18 protein-coding genes are annotated in these 18,731 nt (G+C 33.2%); 12 read left to right on the top strand and 6 right to left on the bottom strand.

From position 1 onward, the window contains the following. Positions 1–158: 158 nt before the first annotated feature. From L0669_RS00770 to L0669_RS00755, 4 genes are all read left to right on the top strand, one after another. Positions 159–455: a DUF493 family protein gene (locus L0669_RS00770; protein ID WP_173971744.1), complete on the top strand. Its 297-nt coding sequence runs from the start codon at positions 159–161 to the stop codon at positions 453–455. A 3-nt stretch (positions 456–458) separates the two neighbouring features. Then, complete coding sequence (locus L0669_RS00765) at positions 459–1,178, top strand: DUF4290 domain-containing protein (RefSeq protein WP_173971745.1); 720 nt, start codon at positions 459–461, stop codon at positions 1,176–1,178. Positions 1,179–1,443: 265 nt separating this feature from the next. Then, on the top strand, positions 1,444–2,757 hold the full coding sequence (murA, locus tag L0669_RS00760; RefSeq protein ID WP_173971746.1) for a UDP-N-acetylglucosamine 1-carboxyvinyltransferase: 1,314 nt from the start codon (positions 1,444–1,446) through the stop codon (positions 2,755–2,757). Positions 2,758–2,906: 149 nt separating this feature from the next. Further along, positions 2,907–3,782 (top strand): cation diffusion facilitator family transporter, encoded by an 876-nt coding sequence (locus L0669_RS00755; RefSeq protein ID WP_263760585.1) that lies wholly within the window; start codon positions 2,907–2,909, stop codon positions 3,780–3,782. A 386-nt stretch (positions 3,783–4,168) separates the two neighbouring features. On the opposite strand, the gene L0669_RS00750 is transcribed toward L0669_RS00755, so the two are convergent. The 3 genes from L0669_RS00750 to L0669_RS00740 form a co-directional block, all read right to left on the bottom strand. Next, positions 4,169–6,658 carry a DUF5686 and carboxypeptidase regulatory-like domain-containing protein gene (locus tag L0669_RS00750; protein WP_263760584.1) on the bottom strand — a complete coding sequence of 830 codons (2,490 nt, stop codon included), beginning with the start codon at positions 6,656–6,658 and terminating at the stop codon, positions 4,169–4,171. Positions 6,659–6,728: 70 nt separating this feature from the next. Further along, positions 6,729–7,142 (bottom strand): type II 3-dehydroquinate dehydratase, encoded by a 414-nt coding sequence (aroQ, locus tag L0669_RS00745; RefSeq protein WP_263760582.1) that lies wholly within the window; start codon positions 7,140–7,142, stop codon positions 6,729–6,731. Positions 7,143–7,300: 158 nt separating this feature from the next. After that, the gene (locus tag L0669_RS00740; protein WP_173971750.1) at positions 7,301–7,861 is read right to left on the bottom strand and encodes a porin family protein; all 561 of its coding nucleotides are present in this window, start codon (positions 7,859–7,861) and stop codon (positions 7,301–7,303) included. Positions 7,862–8,148: 287 nt separating this feature from the next. Between L0669_RS00740 and L0669_RS00735 the strand changes: the two genes are divergently transcribed. The 7 genes from L0669_RS00735 to L0669_RS00705 all read left to right on the top strand — a co-directional run bounded on the left by L0669_RS00735 (position 8,149) and on the right by L0669_RS00705 (position 14,431). Beyond that, entirely contained in the window at positions 8,149–8,670 is a 522-nt protein-coding gene (locus tag L0669_RS00735; protein ID WP_263760580.1) for a hypothetical protein, read from the top strand. A gap of 213 nt (positions 8,671–8,883) precedes the next feature. Continuing rightward, positions 8,884–9,462 (top strand): porin family protein, encoded by a 579-nt coding sequence (locus L0669_RS00730; RefSeq protein ID WP_263760578.1) that lies wholly within the window; start codon positions 8,884–8,886, stop codon positions 9,460–9,462. 172 nt (positions 9,463–9,634) lie between these two features. Beyond that, positions 9,635–10,258 (top strand): porin family protein, encoded by a 624-nt coding sequence (locus L0669_RS00725; protein ID WP_263760576.1) that lies wholly within the window; start codon positions 9,635–9,637, stop codon positions 10,256–10,258. A 183-nt stretch (positions 10,259–10,441) separates the two neighbouring features. Then, positions 10,442–11,005, top strand: a complete 564-nt coding sequence (locus tag L0669_RS00720) for a porin family protein (protein WP_173971754.1) — start codon at positions 10,442–10,444, stop codon at positions 11,003–11,005. 185 nt (positions 11,006–11,190) lie between these two features. Further along, positions 11,191–11,775 (top strand): porin family protein, encoded by a 585-nt coding sequence (locus tag L0669_RS00715; protein WP_263760574.1) that lies wholly within the window; start codon positions 11,191–11,193, stop codon positions 11,773–11,775. Positions 11,776–11,853: 78 nt separating this feature from the next. Continuing rightward, positions 11,854–12,750 carry a site-specific tyrosine recombinase XerD gene (xerD, locus tag L0669_RS00710; protein WP_263763889.1) on the top strand — a complete coding sequence of 299 codons (897 nt, stop codon included), beginning with the start codon at positions 11,854–11,856 and terminating at the stop codon, positions 12,748–12,750. Positions 12,751–12,907: 157 nt separating this feature from the next. Continuing rightward, complete coding sequence (locus tag L0669_RS00705) at positions 12,908–14,431, top strand: sensor histidine kinase (RefSeq protein ID WP_263760572.1); 1,524 nt, start codon at positions 12,908–12,910, stop codon at positions 14,429–14,431. 72 nt (positions 14,432–14,503) lie between these two features. Here the strand turns inward: L0669_RS00705 and rny are convergent, their stop codons facing one another. From rny to L0669_RS00690, 3 genes are all read right to left on the bottom strand, one after another. Then, complete coding sequence (gene rny / locus L0669_RS00700) at positions 14,504–16,066, bottom strand: ribonuclease Y (RefSeq protein ID WP_173971757.1); 1,563 nt, start codon at positions 16,064–16,066, stop codon at positions 14,504–14,506. Between the two features lie 209 nt (positions 16,067–16,275). Continuing rightward, positions 16,276–16,569 carry a cell division protein ZapA gene (locus L0669_RS00695; RefSeq protein WP_041516860.1) on the bottom strand — a complete coding sequence of 98 codons (294 nt, stop codon included), beginning with the start codon at positions 16,567–16,569 and terminating at the stop codon, positions 16,276–16,278. A gap of 6 nt (positions 16,570–16,575) precedes the next feature. Beyond that, positions 16,576–16,866: a hypothetical protein gene (locus L0669_RS00690; protein ID WP_263760570.1), complete on the bottom strand. Its 291-nt coding sequence runs from the start codon at positions 16,864–16,866 to the stop codon at positions 16,576–16,578. A gap of 179 nt (positions 16,867–17,045) precedes the next feature. On the opposite strand from L0669_RS00690, the gene L0669_RS00685 reads away from it, so the two are divergent. After that, positions 17,046–18,728, top strand: coding sequence for a M23 family metallopeptidase (locus tag L0669_RS00685; RefSeq protein ID WP_263760569.1), 1,683 nt, complete (start codon positions 17,046–17,048; stop codon positions 18,726–18,728). The last annotated feature ends 3 nt before the right edge of the window (positions 18,729–18,731 follow it).

Raw genomic sequence — 18,731 nt, 5'->3', positions numbered from 1 at the left:
AGTAAAAATTATCAGATAGATTTGATATAATATAATTAGGGCAAATTCGTGAAATTCGTGGCAAAAAAAATAGAGTTTCGTCCATAAAAAAAATCTAAAATCTAAAATCTGAAATCTGAAATCAAAAACGTATATTTGCGTTCTATTTTAATGAGCAAATGGAGAACGATAAAGAAAAAAACACCGCCGAATTTTACGAAAGATTAAAGGTTGAGTTAGATAACACAAATACTTGGCCTGCAGAATATTTGTATAAATTTATAGTGCCTTCGGTTGACGATAATGTTGATCGGGTTGAAAAAGCTTTTGACAGTATGGGCGCCGTTATTAAAACAACAAAATCTAAAACAGGTAAATTTACCAGCGTTTCTGTAGATGTTACGATGCATAGTGCTGACCATGTGATTAGCAAATACAAAGAAGTTTCTATTATAGAAGGTATAGTTTCATTATAAATTATGGTTGAAAAGTATAAAAAAGAAGTCGCGAATGACGTTGTTTTTAATTTAGAATACAATTCTGAAAGACAGCGTTTACTTATTCCGGAATATGGTCGTCATTTGCAAAAACTGATCGATCAGGCAACTATTATCGAAGATGATGAAACGCGCAATAAAGCTGCGAAATACATTATTCAGGTAATGGGAAGTTTGAATCCGCATTTGCGCGATGTACCGGATTTTCAGCATAAATTATGGGATCAGCTTTTTATCATGTCTGATTTTAAATTGAATGTAGAATCGCCGTATCCAATTCCGTCAAGAGATGTATTGCAGCTTAAGCCGGATGTTTTACATTACCCGCAAAATTTCCCTAAATACAGATTTTATGGTAACAATATCAAATACATGATTGATGTTGCCAATAAGTGGGAAGATGGAGAAATGAAAAATGCATTGGTATTGGTAATTGCCAACCATATGAAAAAATCATATCTGAGCTGGAACAAAGACACGGTAAAAGATGATGTGATTTTCGAACATTTATACGAATTGTCAGGCGGAAAAATCAACTTGTTGCAAAGCACAGAAGAGCTTTTAAACACAACTGATTTATTGCGTACCAATAAACGTATGTCTAACAAAATCACGCCACCCGGACAACCAAAAATCCAAAGCAACAAAAACAATAAAGGCCCGGGAAAACCAAAACCTTTTCAGAAAAATAATCAGAAATAAAAAAAAGGGACTAAGATACTAAGTAGCTAAGGTGCTAAGGTTTTTGCTTAGAACCTTAGAGTCTCAGTAACTCAGAACCTGAAAAAAGAATAAAAGTTGCTAAGCAGCTAAGTGACTAAGCGAAAAACTTAGAACCTCAGAACCTTAGCACCTCAGAACCTTAAAAAAAAACAATCAGAAATAAAAAAAGTGCTAAGCAGCTAAGCGACTAAGAACAAAACTTAGAACCTCAGAACCTTAGTAACTCAGAACCTAAAAGAAAAATATGGGAATTTTTAAAATCGAAGGAGGAACTCCTTTAAAAGGAGAAATCACTCCGCAAGGAGCAAAAAATGAGGCATTACAAATTTTATGTGCCGTGCTTCTAACGGGGGATAAAGTAAAAATTAATAATATTCCCGATATTATTGACATCAATAAATTAATCACTTTGTTGGGTAATTTAGGAGTTAAAATTCAACGCAATGAACCGGGTTCGATTACGTTTCAGGCTGATGAAGTTAATGTAGGATATTTAGAAACCGAAGCTTTCAAAAAAGAAGGTGGAGCGCTTCGTGGTTCTATTATGATTGTTGGACCATTATTGGCACGTTTCGGAAAAGGATATATTCCAAAACCGGGAGGAGATAAAATTGGTCGTCGTAGATTAGATACACACTTTGAAGGTTTTATTAACCTTGGAGCAAAATTCAGATACAACAGAGAAGATCACTTTTACGGAGTAGAATCTCCAAAAGAAGGATTGAAAGGAACAGATATGCTTCTTGACGAAGCATCAGTAACCGGAACAGCAAATATTGTTATGGCTGCTGTTTTGGCAAAAGGAACAACTACAGTTTACAATGCTGCTTGTGAGCCTTACTTGCAACAATTGTGTAAAATGTTAAACTCTATGGGAGCTAACATTACAGGAGTAGGTTCTAACTTATTGACTATCGAAGGTGTTGAAAGCCTTGGTGGTTGCGAGCACAGAATCTTGCCTGATATGATCGAAATTGGTTCTTGGATTGGTCTTGCGGCTATGACAAAAAGCGAAATCACGATCAAAAATGTAAGCTGGGAAAACTTAGGTTTAATCCCTAATACATTTAGAAAACTAGGTATTACAATCGAAAAACGTAATGACGATATTTATATTCCTGCTCACAAAGACGGATATGAAGTAAAGACAGATATTGATGGTTCTATTTTAACCATTGCCGATGCGCCTTGGCCAGGATTTACTCCTGACTTATTGAGTATTGTTTTGGTTGTGGCAACACAAGCAAAAGGTGATGTTTTAATTCACCAAAAAATGTTCGAAAGCCGTTTGTTTTTCGTGGACAAATTAATCGATATGGGAGCAAAAATTATGTTATGTGATCCGCACAGAGCTGTGGTTATGGGACATAATTTCGAATCTCAACTAAAAGCAACAACAATGTCATCTCCGGATATTCGTGCGGGAATCTCATTATTAATTGCAGCGTTATCAGCAAAAGGAACAAGCACAATTCAAAATATCGAGCAAATCGATCGTGGATACGAGCGTATTGACGAACGTTTAAGAGCAATTGGAGCTAAAATTGTGAGAGCATAAAACGTAAAATATTTAGTTAAATAAATATTCAAAAAAATAAACCATTAAGAAATTAAAGGAAATTAGGATCACAACATCTTAATGAATCTTGATATCTTAATGGTTTTGATATCTTAAAACTTGATTTTAAAATCCTTTAAGAAGCTCAAATGACAGATGAACAAAAAGCTGTAAAAGCTACTATATTTAGTATAGTTGGAAACACCTGCTTAGCCTTGGTAAAAGGACTGGCAGGTTTTTTTGGCAATTCATACGCCTTAATTGCAGATGCTATAGAGTCTACTGCAGATATCTTTTCGTCGTGTTTGGTATTATTCGGAATCAAATATTCTAATAAACCCGCAGATGAAAATCACCCGTACGGTCACGGTCGGGCCGAACCATTAATAACCTTTTTGGTCGTTGGTTTTTTAATTACCTCGGCAACCATTATTGGGTACGAAAGTATTGCCAATATTCAAACGCCACACGGATTACCAAAATCATGGACTTTGTATGTTCTGGGGGTAATTATCGTCTGGAAAGAATACTCTTATCGACTGGTAATGAAACGAAGCAAAGAAACCAATAGTTCATCATTAGCTGCCGATGCCTGGCACCATCGTAGTGATGCTGTAACATCAGTTGCTGCATTTATTGGGATTTCGATCGCGTTAATTATGGGAAAAGGGTATGAATCAGCAGATGACTGGGCGGCACTTTTTGCTGCTTTTTTTATCTTGTACAACAGTTATAAAATTTTCAGACCTGCGCTGGGTGAAATTATGGATGAAAATTTGAATGACGATTTAGTAGAAGAAATCCGAATTGAATCCCTAACCGTTGTAGGTATTCTGGGAACCGAGAAATGTTTTATTCGTAAAGCCGGAATGAAATATCATGTAGATCTTCATGCCATAGTATCGGCTAAAATTTCGGTAAAAGAAGGACATGATCTATCGCACAAACTACAAGATACCTTAAAAGAAAGAATTCCTGAATTAGGCAATGTCCTGATTCATATCGAACCAGATGATTATCACTAAAAAAAAGGTGCAAAGGTTGAAAGTTACAAAGGGACTAAGGTTTTCTTTTGTAACGATAAATAAAAAAATCCGCTTATTCTAATTAGAGTAAGCGGATTTTTTTTGGCGTTACCTCCGGCCCGGGCTGTCCGCTGTATCTTTTTATTTTTAAAGAAAAAATAAAAAGGATGTCGCTTCCATCCCTAACGCGCACGCAGGTAATGAGAATTTATACGCAAAAGCAATACACAATCTTGTCATCCCGAGGAACGAGGGATCTTCGCAAGAAATACCACAATCAAAATCGCCAATCTTTGTCGAGTTACTAACGAAGATCCCTCGTTCCTCGGGATGACAAGATTGGGAAAAAAAACTTAGAATCTTAGAACCTTAGCACCTCAGTACCTTTAATCTAATACGTTCAAAATCTTCAACCCAAATACGACACCATTTTGCTGAATACCGCCTTGATAAGAATGCACATAATCGACTCTGAACAGTTTAAATTTCCCGAAACCAAGATTATCTAAACCAACTGTAAATTCAGTATAAGGTTTGCGATCCGGAATGGCCAGCGAATGAAAACCAAGATTCATGGTTGATTTTAAAAGATTCAAAAGCGGAATTTTATTCATTATATATCCCATGTCATTGTGTTCTAAATGCATTTCGAAATAGCTGTCGTTAGTGCTATTGGCGTAATATGGCATTAGGTTAAAAACATTCAGATAACGTTCGCTTGTTCCTATATGCGTTTGATTTCCGTTAAAATGTCTGTAATCGATAAACGAAATATTTTCGGCATTAAAGAACTTTCCTGCTCTTAAATTCATTCCCAGAGTTCCTTTGTTGCCTAATGATAAATCGTAAACAACAGAAGCGCCAATGCGTTCAAATTCGTATTTTTTCTCGCTCGCAGCAAATGCTTTTTCGAAAGCTAAAAATACAGTTGGATATTTATCATTTTTAATATTATATCTGCCATCTGGTCTTGAAATGTATTTGTTGCCAAAGTTAATTCGGGTACTTATTACGGCTTTCAATAAGTGATGTGGATCAAAAGCCGGTGTTGTAAAATCATTTGGTGCCAACGGATTATTAGAAGAATAAATGTCATCTTTTTTAAAGAAAGAATAATCAGTCGTATTAAAGAGGGGTTTTCGCTTCTCGTAACCCAATTTCCCAAATAAATTTACGCCATTTAGGATGTTTTGCGAATAACCAATCTGAGCATATTCCAGATTATACAATTTCATATAATTGTCCTTAAAAATTAAAGAACTTACAGAGTTGACTAGCTTACTTATAGGTTCGGAACTATTAAATTGAGCCACCTTTGTTCCTCCTGAAACATTAATGGTGGCAAAATTTATGTTGTTAAATTTATGTGTAAAATCTCCGGTAATCCTAAATCTTTCATCTGAAAAGCCATAATTGAAAGTCGTGCTTATCGAAGTGCTTTTACCTTCGTCTTCATTCCATTTTTTAAACGAGAAGCCGGAATCTAAATTAAAACCCTGAACGGTATTAAAACTTAAAGAAGCGATGTTTAATAATCCTTTGTAATCAAACGAGTATTTTTTGAAAGTGTTTTTATAATCATATCCCATTAAAATATCGGTCATTTTAAACTTATTGTTTTTTGTGTCTACTGAATCCATGTATTTTTGAGATTTCCTGATGGTTTGTAAACTGTCTTTTTTAGTATAATCCGTACTTTCTTCAATGGTTAGCGGAATTGGTCTGATTTGATTCCAGAAAGCGTCATCTTTTTTGTTGGCATTGGCTTCGAAAGCAACAATTTCATTTCCAAAAGTTTTCTTCTCGAACGAAGCTGGAAACTCATAATTAGAGTATACATAATTAAATTTCCCCGAGAATTTTACGCCAAAGATACCCGCATTAAAATCCAGCGTTTGTGCATTTTTTGTCCAGATTTTATTTTTTGTGTTGTAACTAAAGCTTTGTTTTAGGGTCATGACTTCAGTAAATTCATTCTTCATTCGGTACCCTTTTATATCTAAATCCAGGGCATAAATGGCAAAACTGTCGTCGACAATATAAATATAACCCTCAAAAACAGGTTCTTTATCACGTTTTGGTATTACTTTAATTTTGTAAACCTGCTGATTGTTGTCATCATAAAATGTTCCTTCGAGCTTGTATTTGTAATAGCTGAAAGCGTTATCAGCAATAGGAGAGATAAGCTTAACATCAAAGTCAAGGGTGTTATCATAAAAATCGTAGGTCGATAACGAAGCAGTGTTATAACTATATCCTTTATTGTTTCCGGAAATTTTAGAAGCAATAATCTTTTCTTTTAATTTGTCCGGTTTTTCAAAAGTAATTTTAGAAATTGTTTCAGATAAATACAAAATTCCGGTTCCTGTCGAATCCAGATTGGACGCCATATCCTGACCAAGATCTACTTTTTTACCCAGAATTTTTTTCGGCAAATCTTTCACTTTAAACATTCCTTTCGAATAAAAATCGGCCGTATATCGTGCCGTTTTATCTGAGTTGTCTTTTTTTTCTGCTATCGCACTTCTGATAATAGCATCGGCAGGATTTTTTTTAGGATCAATTACAACTTCATTTAAAGCAAAGCTTTCTTCCTGCATTTTGATATCTAAAACAATCGTCTTCGAATCGCCGGAAACGGCTACTTTTTGAGTTTTGAAACCTAAGTATTGAAAAACGATTTTGTTTTTACCAACCTCCTTTAAGTTGAGTTGGTATTTTCCTTGTTCGTTCGAGGTGGTTCCACTATAAGTGTTTTCTTCGAATACAGAAACAAAGGGCAGGGGATTCCCTTTTTCATCGGTTATAGTTCCCTTTATTTGGGCAAAATTGGAAATTGAAAAAAATAAAAAGGCTAGTAAAGTATAGTTTTTCATGTAAGTGGTTTGTCTAACAAAAATAGAATAAGTTAAAAATGAGCTTATTAAAAATTTGTTAAATAAATACTTATAAAAAAGACTGAATGGCCAGATTGTAACTTTTTAAACCAAAACCTAAAATGACACCTTTTGCATTTCCGGAAAGATATGATTGATGCCTGAAACTTTCGCGTGCATAAGTATTCGAAATATGTACTTCGATTACGGGGGTTGTCACCGCTTTGATAGCATCTCCTAAACCTATTGAAGTATGGGTATAAGCGCCCGCATTCAAAATAATTCCGTCATAAGTAAAACCGAATTCCTGAATTTTTCCAATCAGTTCACCTTCGATATTGCTTTGATAATACGAAAGTTCAATGTTTGGATATGCTTTTTGCAACGTTTCAAAATAATCTTCAAAAGTCTGGCTTCCGTAAACTTCGGGTTCTCTTTTTCCTAGAAGATTTAAATTGGGTCCGTTGATAATAGCGATTTTCATATTTAAGTTATTTTGAAAAAACAGTTAGATTTTTTTTATGGATATTGGAATTGCAATTTACATTTTAATTGATTTTGCAATTGGTATTGAACTGTGTAAAAATAAAAAAACCGTTCTAATTAATAGAACGGTTTTTATAAAAGTATGTTATATATTTTTTAGAATAAGAATCCTGCAGAAATTTGGAAAGTTGAGTTTTTAACATCAGCATTTTTCGAAGCCTCTGTTAATCCTAAACCATAACGACCTTGAAGGAAAATATTTTTAGTAAGCTTTACACCTAATCCGGCATTAAGACCAAATTCGAAAGTTTCTCCATCCTTAACATCAAAATCATTTTTTTCACTTAATAAAAATGATGCCTGAGGACCAACTTCTAAGCTGAAAGTATTATTTAAGTAAAACTTAGCCATTACTGGAATAGATAAATATCCTAATTCATTTTTAAATTCAGATACTGCATTTTTGTATGTTGCACCTTGTGTAGAATATAAAAGCTCTGGTTGAATAGAGAATTTTTCTAATAATTTGATTTCTGCAACTACACCCACATGGTAGCTAGTAATTCCGTCTTTATCAAATGCAACTCCTTCCAGACCTGCATCACCCGTCTGACTAGCAAAGTTAACCCCTGCTTTAACTCCAAATTGTAGTAATTGTGCTTGCATTGTAGCTGATGTTGCTAGGAACAAAACAGCTGCTAAAATTATTTTTTTCATAAAAGTGTTTTTTAAAATTTGGTATTTTTTAACGTTATCTATTAGTCAAAACTACATTATTTTGATTTTATTGTTTTACATATTGGTTTAAATAATTAATAAAATTCGCACTCATTTCTGTTATTTCGGCTCTTTATTTTATGTTTTTGTCTTTAATCCTTTGAATTTCAGTTTTTTGTTTCATTATCAATTCTGGCTTATTTTGATACTTTTCAGTCTTCCTTTGGACTTTTTTTAACAAGTATAGGATTAGTTTTATGAAATAATAACAAACAAAAATTGTAAACATGAAAAAAATTATTTTAGCTGCTATTGCAGTAATGACAATTGGTTTTGCTAGTGCACAAGAGCAAACTAAAAAAGGAAAATATCTTATAGAAGGTAATACTTCTTTTGGAGGAAATGGACTTGGTAATACAGGTTTTTCATTGAGTTCAGAAGATGGTACAACTGCTTGGAATATTGGAGCAGAAGGTGGTTATTTCGTTATGGATAATCTGGCTGTAAAAGTTGGTTTAGGTTATGGTGATGAGGGAGGAGATTACGGAGCTTCTAAGTTCTCTTATAAAGTTGGAGCAAAATATTATGTAATCAACAAAATTCCTTTTGAGGTTTCTTATACAGGAGCAAGTGTTAAAGATGCAGATGAAAATCCATCTTACTTAGGAATTCAGGGTGGTTACGCATGGTTTGTTGGAAACAATATTTCTATTGAGCCTGGTGTTCGTTATAATGTAACATTAAACGACAATTTTGGTACAGGTAAAGATGTTCTTCAATTTAATATTGGTTTTGCATTGCATTTCTAATACAAGAATTACACTATTTTTCAAAAGCCTTCCTAAGTATTTAGGAAGGTTTTTTTGTTTAGGGTTGTTTTATTTATAACAAAATAATAGTTGTTAGTTTATCTCTATTAAACTTAACTGTCTAATTACCACTTTATTTGTTAAAAAGCAAATTATTTTTTGTGAAGTATATTTTTATATTTGATTATTAAATTTAACCCAAAACAAATTAAAATGAAGAAAATTATTTTAGCTGCGATAGCAGTAATGGCATTTGGATTTACTAATGCACAACAAACAAGATTTGGAATAAAAGGAGGTCTTAACCTTTCAACAGTAGTTGGTGGAGATGTTGACGATACTAAATCATTAGTTGGTTTTCATGTTGGAGGTTTTGCTGAAATTCATGTTGTAGAGAAATTTTTTATCCAACCAGAACTTTTATTCTCAACACAGGGAAGTAAATTTGATGGTTTTGGAGGAGATTACGATTATAAATTGAATTATTTAAATATTCCGGTTTTAGCCAAATATTATATAGTAGATAAAAAATTTAGTGTTGAAGCAGGGCCGCAATTAGGTGTTTTATTGTCTGCAAAACTTGATGGTGAAGATATTAAAGATTATACAAGATCAGTAGATTTTGGCTTTAATATAGGAGCTGGTTATAGCTTTACAGATAATCTTTCAGTAAATCTTCGTTACACTATTGGTTTATCTCCTCTTTCAGATAAAGATATTGATAATGAAGATGATTATTACAATAGTGCTAAAAACAGTAACCTTGCGTTATCTCTGGCTTATAAATTCTAATTTTTTTAGAATTAAAAATCTCAAAAACCTTTCTGGATTTCAGGAAGGTTTTTTTATGCTCAAAATTTTTCATAATAAGAATTTACCACCCAAAATTATAGTATCTGATTTATTCCGGTTTTTAATAAGTATATTTCTATATTTGGCGAAATTAATCAACCAAAAAAATAAAATGAAAAAAGTAATTTTATCTGCAATTGCAGTTATGGCATTTGGCTTCGCAAATGCACAAGATGTTAAATATGGTCTTAAAGGTGGCCTAAATATTTCGAACTTTACAGGAGATACAGATGGAGCTAATTTAAAATCGAGAGCAGGTTTTAATGTTGGAGGCTTTGTAGAAATAAAACTTTCTGAAAAATTTTCTATTCAGCCGGAACTTTTGTACTCTACTCAGGGAACTAAAATTGCAAATATTGAAGATTACTTAGACGATGAATTTTTTACGGGAGATATTAATTTTAATTTATCCTATATCAATGTGCCGGTGATGTTTAAGTATTATGTAGCAGAAAAATTTAGTATCGAGGCTGGTCCGCAAATTGGATTTTTAACTTCAGCAAAAACAAAAACAAAATTAGATGGATTTAGTCAAACCGTTGAAGACGATGTTAAAGACAGTTTCGAATCAATCGATTTTGGATTAAATTTTGGAGCAGGTTATGATTTTACAGAACATTTTGCAATAGGAGCAAGATATAATTTAGGATTAGCGAACATCGCGAAAACTGAGGCGGGAGACGATACTAAACTTCATAATAGTGTTTTCTCATTTTCTGCGGCATACAAATTTTAGCCAATTTCAAGCATAATTTTATAAAGTCTTCCTAAATTGTTTAGGAAGGCTTTTTTGTAGGAAAAGTTCATTTTTAATAAGATTTTGCGCCTAGTTACTACAAAAAATGTTAAAATACAAGTAATTTTTTGGTAAGTATATTTCTATATTTGCCCCGAATTAATTTAACCAAAACAAATAATAATGAAAAAAGTTCTTTTATCTGCAATCGCAGTTATGGCATTCATGAGTGTTAGCGCTCAGGAAACAAGATTTGGAGTTAAAGCTGGTCTTAACCTTTCTACTTTAACAGGTGACGCTGAAGATGCTAAATCTTTAGTAGGTTTTCAAGTAGGTGGTTTTGCTGAAATCAAACTTACTGATAAATTTGCAATTCAACCTGAGGTTTTATTCTCTACTCAAGGAGCTAAATTTGACGATATTGAGGGTGATTCTAAGACTAAATTAAATTACATTAACGTTCCTGTTTTAGCGAAATATTTTATTACAGAAGCTTTTTCAGTAGAAGCAGGTCCACAAATTGGATTTTTAGTATCAGCAAAATCTGACGGTGAAGATATCAAAGATTTTACTAAATCTGTAGATTTTGGTTTCAATTTAGGAGCTGGATACAACTTTACAGAAAATCTTTCAGTAGGTCTTCGTTATACTCTTGGTTTATCTCCTGTTAATGATAATGGTGATGATTTTGAGGATTATACTGTTAGAAACGGTAATTTTGCTTTAGCGGTAGGATATAAATTCTAATAAAATTAGATAATTTCATACTTAAGAAACCTTCCTGATTCAGGAAGGTTTTTTTTATTTATGCTTGTTATGGTTTTGAAAACTAATCACTTAAATAAATTAGGTTAAAGATAAATTTTTATATTTGTATAAGAATATTCTGTTTTTTATTGTTGTATTTGTTCTTTAATTTTAAATTTATAGAAATGAGAAAAATTACTTTATCAATTGTAACATGTTTGGTATTTGTATTTGCGAATGCCCAGTCAACCAGATTTGGAGTAAAAGGAGGGTTGAATATTTCGAATTTTACAGGTTATCAGGAAGATGTTAAATCTTTGGCCGGTTTTCATATTGGAGGATTTGCAGAAATAAAAATTTCGAAAAAATTTGCTATTCAGCCTGAGTTTTTGTTTTCTACCCAGGGAACTACTATCGAGGGGTATGATGGCGATTCGAATACAAACGTCAAACTCAATTATTTAAATATTCCCGTTTTAGCTAAATATTATATTACAGATGCTTTTTTTGTTGAAGCCGGACCACAAATTGGTTTTTTATTATCGGCTAAAAATAGTGGAGTAGATATTGGTGATTTGTATAAATCGACAGATTATGGACTTAATCTTGGCCTGGGGTATAATTTTACAGAAAATATTTCAGGAAATGTGCGTTACACAATTGGTTTAACAGATATTAATGATGTATCTGATGATTCTCAATATCCTGATTTGTATAATGCAAGCTTTAAAAACAGCAATTTTGCATTATCATTAGCTTATAAATTTTAATATTAACATCTATATATTTTAAAAACCTTCCTCATTAGGAGGGTTTTTTTATATCTAAAAATGTTTTACTTTGTAAGTATGAATTGGAGCAGGTATATAAAAGATTATCAATCGTATTTACGCATCGAAAGAGGGTTGTCGAAAAACACCATCGAGAATTATGGTTTTGATATCGAGCGATTGTGTCTTTTTTTAGAAACCAACCAAATTGATGTTTCGCCTTTAAAGATCAGCGAAGAAACCATACAACAATTTATTTATGCTGTTGCCAAAGAAGTTAATCCGCGTTCGCAAGCCCGTATTATTTCGGGATTGAAAAGCTTTTTTAATTATTTGGTTTTTGAAGATTACAGAAATGATAATCCACTTGAATTAATCGAAACGCCAAAAACAGGTCGTAAATTACCCGATACCCTATCTGTAAAGGAAATCGATGCGCTTATTGCGGCCATAGATTTAAGTTCTAACGAAGGCGAACGAAATCGCGCTATGTTAGAAACCTTGTACGGTTGCGGTCTCCGGGTTTCAGAATTGGTTTCGCTTAAAATATCCGATTTGTTTTTTGATGAAGGTTTTATAAAAATAACCGGAAAAGGAAACAAAGAGCGTTTTGTACCCATTGGCAAACTGACTCAAAAATACATGCAGATTTATCAAAAAGAAGTTCGTGTAAATCTTACCATAAAAAAAGGTCATGAAGATACCTTATTTCTGAACCGAAGAGGCAATCAGCTTACGCGCGCTATGATCTTTACCATTATTAAAGATTTGGCGGTAAAGATAAGCCTGCACAAAAGCATTAGTCCGCATACCTTAAGGCATTCATTTGCAACTCACTTACTTGAAAATGGCGCCGATTTAAGATCCATTCAATTAATGTTGGGCCACGAATCGATTACAACAACTGAAATTTACGTGCATTTAGATCGAAGTTTTCTAAAAGAAGTCATGCATTCCTACCATCCGCGAAAATAATTTTTTGCCAAGACAAGCCATTTTAAGTGAAAATTTAATATATTGTGTAATATTTTATATTAATTAGGAAATAAAAAACATGAACTGAGTCTCTTTTTTTGTTCTTTTTTGTTGAGATATTATTTTAAATAATTGAATCTACATAAATAAGTAATATATGGTTTTTGATTTATATGGAAATGAGGATTGCTTAGAGGTAAATAATTTTTACAAGAAGCTATTTGCAGAAATGCCTGATTTACTTTTTCAGTTTGTTATTGATTGCGATAATAATTATACTTTTCCCCTTGTCAGTAAATCAGCTGATGAAATTTTCGAGCTTACTGCCGAGATGTTTTCAAACGACCCTAAAGTCATTATTTACGATAGAATTTTTCCGCAGGATCGTGATTTCTTTTTTGATTCTCTAGTCGAAGCCCGTCGAGAAGTGAAACCCTGGCAAATCGAGTTTAGAGCGGTTTTGCCTAAAAAAGGATTGCGTTGGTTTAAGATTTCTTCTAAAACTGAATTGTCTCCCGTGGATGGTTGTGTTAGTTTTTATGGTCATGTTTCTGATATTACAGAATTAAAAGATAAAGAAGAAAAGCTGCGTATATCCGAAGAACGTTTTCAGTTTGCTCTTGAGGCTTCTACTGCAGGAATCTGGGATTGGGATATGGTGACCAATAATGTATTTTATTCTTCATTATCATTAAAAATCTTAGAGCTTGATTCTGCTGATATTTTTGATGATCCTGAACGCTGGGATAAAATTGTTCATCCGGATGATTTGCCTAAATACTATTCTGATATACAGGAACATTTTGATAATAAAATTCCGTATTACGAAAATTATCATCGCGTAATGACTTCCAGCGGAAATTATAAATGGATTCTGGATCGAGGCAAAGTAATTAAGAGAGATGAGAACGGAAAACCATTGCGTGTTATTGGTACGCATACGGATGTTTCTTTACAAAAAGAAAAAGAGTTAGAACTTTTAAAAACCATGAAACTGTACAGCGATCAAAATAGCCGACTGGTTAATTTTTCGCATATCGTTTCGCATAATTTAAATACGCAGGCCGGTAATATAAAATCGATTTTAGATTTTATTGATGCTGATATTGAGCGACAAACAGTTAATGAAATGCTGGAGCATTTAAGAACTGTTTCTAACGATCTTAATGATACGATTTCAAATTTAACTCAGATTGTAAAAACGCAAAGCAATATCAATATTGCCGTTGTGCCATTGAAACTTTGTGAGTATATCGATAAAACGATCTCGACTATTAAGGGGTTTGATAAGCAAAAGAATGTTACGATAATAAATAACGTTCCTAAATATCTCACCATTAATTTTAATCCGGCTTATATGGAAAGTGTCTTGTTGAATTTTGCAACAAATGCCATAAAATATGCGCATCCGGATCGTGATCCTGTTATTGTGTTTGATTTTTCGATTGAGCCCGAAGGACATAAATCCTTAAAAATTACCGATAACGGATTGGGTATTGATTTGAATGTCTACGGTGATTTGTTGTTTGGGATGTATAAAACATTTCACAAACATCAGGAAGCCCGCGGCATTGGTTTGTACATTACCAGAAACCAAATTGAAGCGATGAAAGGAACGATTTCTGTAGAAAGTGAGGTTGGAGTAGGTACAAGTTTTAAAATCATCTTTAATGATGTTTAAAATCATAAATTAATATAAATAATAAAGGCTATCTGTAGAAGATAGCCTTTATTATTTTATAGAGTTTAGAGATTACTTCGCAATATTTACTGCTCTTGTTTCTCTAATTACAGTTACTTTTACCTGACCTGGATAAGTCATCTCAGTTTGGATTTTTTGTGAAATCTCGAAAGATAAGTTTGCTGCATTATCATCAGAAACTTTTTCGCTTTCTACAATTACACGAAGTTCTCTACCAGCCTGAATTGCGTATGCATTTTTTACACCGCTAAAACCGTAAGCCACTTCTTCAAGATCTTTCAAACGCTGAATGTATGAATCTAAAACCTGACGTCTAGCTCCTGGTCTAGCTCCTGAAATAGCATCACAAACCTGAACGATAGGAGAAAGTAATGATTTCATTTCGATCTCGTCGTGGTGAGCTCCAATGGCGTTACAAACTTCTTCTTTTTCACCATATTTCTCTGCCCATTGCATACCTAATAATGCGTGAGGTAAATCACTTTCAGTATCCGGCACTTTACCAATATCGTGTAGTAAACCTGCTCTTTTTGCCAGTTTTACGTTAAGCCCTAATTCAGCCGCCATGATACCACAAAGCTTAGAAACCTCTCTTGAGTGTTGCAATAAGTTTTGTCCGTAAGATGAACGGTATTTCATTCTACCTACAACTTTTATCAATTCCGGGTGTAAACCGTGAATTCCTAAATCGATAACCGTACGTTTACCAACTTCGATAATTTCGTCGTCGATTTGTTTAGCCGTTTTAGCAACAACTTCTTCAATTCTTGCCGGGTGAATACGTCCGTCAGTTACCAATTTGTGTAATGACAAACGGGCGATTTCTCTACGAACAGGATCAAAACAAGAAAGAATAATAGCTTCTGGTGTATCATCAACAATGATTTCAACTCCGGTTGCAGCTTCAAGCGCTCTAATGTTACGACCTTCACGACCAATAATTCTGCCTTTTACATCATCAGATTCAATGTTAAATACTGAAACGCAATTTTCAACTGCTTCCTCAGTTCCAACTCTTTGAATTGTATTAATGATGATTTTTTTAGCTTCTTGCTGTGCTGTAAGTTTAGCCTCTTCAATGGTATCCTGAATATGAGACATTGCTTTACTCTTCGCTTCAGCTTTTAAACCTTCAACCAATTGTTCTTTTGCTTCTTCAGCAGAAAGCCCTGAAATTACTTCAAGTTGTTGCAATTGACTTTTGTGTAGTTTGTCAACTTCAGCTTGTTTTTTATCTAAAACTTCAATTTTGTTGTTGTATTCGTTTGTTTTAGCTTCAAAATCGTCGTTTACTTTTTTAGCTTTAGAAAGTTCGTTAGAAACCTGAGATTCTTTATCGCGAACTCTTTTTTCTACTTCTGCTACTTTTTTATCTCTCGCTAAAATAACTTGTTCATGCTCAGATTTTAATTCAATGAATTTTTCTTTAGCCTGAAGAATTTTATCTTTTTTAATGTTCTCTGCTTCTAAATTAGCATCTTTTAAAATTGAAGAAGCTTCTTTTTTTGCGTTCTTGATTAGATTAGAAATATTGCTTTTTTCGATAATTTTAGCGATTGCAAAACCTGCCGCAATCCCTATAATACCTGAAATAATGATCGTTATTATGTCCATGTTTGTTAAAATTTATATATAAAAAAAGCCTACATTAATTGCTTGAATAAACTCGTAAAGACAAGTTTTGAGCTAACTCACTGTTCAAGTTTCCCAGCCAAAAGGAGGGCATACTATAGTAGCGACGATTTGCTCATTCTAAATTGTTAGTGTTGAGTTTACCAATTGTGAACTAATGTAGGCAGTATCTTAGTTTCTGTAAAGAACGTTTAATTTTCGAGATATTGATCTAATAGCGAATTTAATCTTTTAATTCTTTCGATGGTTTCTTCGCCATCGATTGCGTTATCAATTTGTTTTTGTTCTACTTGTGATGCAAATTGCAAGGCACACATAGCCAGAACATCTTGTTTATCACGAACCGCGTAACTTTCTTCGAATTGCTTGATCATAGCATCAATTTTTTTAGAAGCACTTCTAAGTCCTTCTTCCTGAGTTGGTTCTACCGTTAATGGGTAAACTCTGTCTGCAATTGATATTTTAATTCTTAGCTTTCCGTCCATGTCTTTCTAGTCTGATAGTTGTGCTATACAGTAATCAATTTCGCGAATTAATGAATTTATTTTAAGCTTTGTCTCTCTCTTGTTATTGTCGCTGCCGAGCAACGAATTGGCTATCTTAAGTGTATCATATTGCTTCTTCAAAGCCTCCATTTCTTCAGATTGTTTCTGGATAATTTGCTCAGCTTTGGCTAATTCTAATTGTAATACCTGATTGTGCTTCTCTAAACTTTTTGACTTCTCAAAAAGCTTTTCGACTTTATATTCAAGAGTATCAATTATTTCTGCAATTACACTCATTGTAAATCCTATTCATTACTTAATCATACAAAGTTAGTATTCCTTTTTATTAATGCAATTTTTTATCGATTTTTTTACATTAAAAATAACCAATTAAATGAAATTCAATTAATTGTATTTTTGTAGCTTTTTACTCGGTTTTGGCTTGTTAATTTTTTATCTTAGCAAAAATGTTGTTTATGAAATCCTCACTATTTGCCTTATTTTTTTGTCCTTTTATTTTTGCCCAAACGCAATATCCAAAGAATGATTTCCGCCCGCCGCTTGATATCCCGATGCAACTTTCCGGTAATTTTGGGGAGTTAAGGCCTAATCATTTTCATGCCGGGTTCGATTTAAAAACGAATCAAAGAGAAGGATTAAGTGTTCATGCCATTGCCGACGGATATGTTTCAAGAATAAAAATTTCGACTTTCGGGAACGGAAAATGTATCTATATTACCCATGCGAACGGATATACCTCAGTCTATGGACATTTGCAAACGCCTGTAGGTGAAATTCAGGAATATGTAAAAAAAACACATTACAAAGAAAAAGCATACGAAATCGAAATGTTCCCAAAACCAAACGAATTGCCGGTTACAAAAGGGCAAATTATTGGACTTTCAGGAAATACTGGTTCTTCTGAAGGACCACATTTGCATTTTGAAATTCGTGATTCTAAAACGGAATTTGTGATCAATCCGATATTTTTTGGTTTTGATAAAAATATTAAGGATACGAAAAAGCCAACATTGTCAGGTTTGTATGTTTATCCTTTAGATAATGCAACGGTGAATCAGTCTAAACAACCTTTGCTGGTTAATATGACGCTTCAAAAAGACGGAACCTATTTAGCGGGTAAAGTAAAAACCAACGGAAAAATTGGTTTTGGAATCAATGCGGTAGATACCGATGATGTTTCTCATAACAAAAATGGCGTTTTTAATGTTTCCAGTTTTTTAAACGGAAATCAAAACTACAATTATCAGTTTAATACCTATTCGTTTGATGAAATGCGTTACATCAATGCTTTCATTGATTATTCAAGATATAAAAAGACAAGTCAGCGAGTTCAGAAACTTTTCATGAAAACGCCTTTTGCTTTAAGCATTATCAAAACAGATGCAGATCGCGGTATAATTTCGGCTCAGCCAAATCTTGCTTCGACGTATAGAATTGAAGTTTCTGATTATTTCGGAAATCAAAATTCAATTACAGTCCCGATCGAGTATGATACAGCAACTCCACTTGTTCAGGCAGAACCTGTAACATCGAAATATTTCATTAGATACAATAAAGATTCAAATTTCGAGAAAGATAATATGTCGGTTTTTTTTCCGGCAGGAACTTTCTACGATGATTTTAATATGAATTTTGATGTAAAAAATAATAAAGTTTACATTCATGATGATACCGTTCCCGTACATTCAAACTTTACAATTACGATTAAGGACGATACTTATCCTGAATCTTTGCGTGACAAACTTTATATAGGGAAAGGAACGAGTTATAACGGAACCATCAGAAAAGGAGATGTTTTTACTGCCAAAGCTAAAATACTTGGTCAATATGGTTTGGTTCTCGATACCATTGCTCCGGTGATTAGAATTGCAAAACCTGTTGAAGGAAAATGGATAAGTGATCAGAAAAAAATTGACTTTACTATTAGTGATGCTGCATCCGGAATAAAATCGTACAACGGATACCTAAACGGAAAGTGGGTTTTGTTTGAATATGAGAATAAAGCCAGAAGAATTACGCATACTTTTGATAATGAATTGTTGCTGGAAGGTGAAAATGATTTAAAAATAGAAGTAATTGATAATGTGGGTAATTCTGCTATCTTTGAAACTCGTTTTTTTAGAAGTCAACAAAAATAAAAC

It is taken from the genome of Flavobacterium bizetiae (assembly GCF_024271895.1).
Classification (GTDB): domain Bacteria; phylum Bacteroidota; class Bacteroidia; order Flavobacteriales; family Flavobacteriaceae; genus Flavobacterium; species Flavobacterium bizetiae.
The sequence above is the reverse complement of the archived record's forward strand: the minus strand, read 5'-3'. Positions and strand labels throughout refer to the sequence as shown.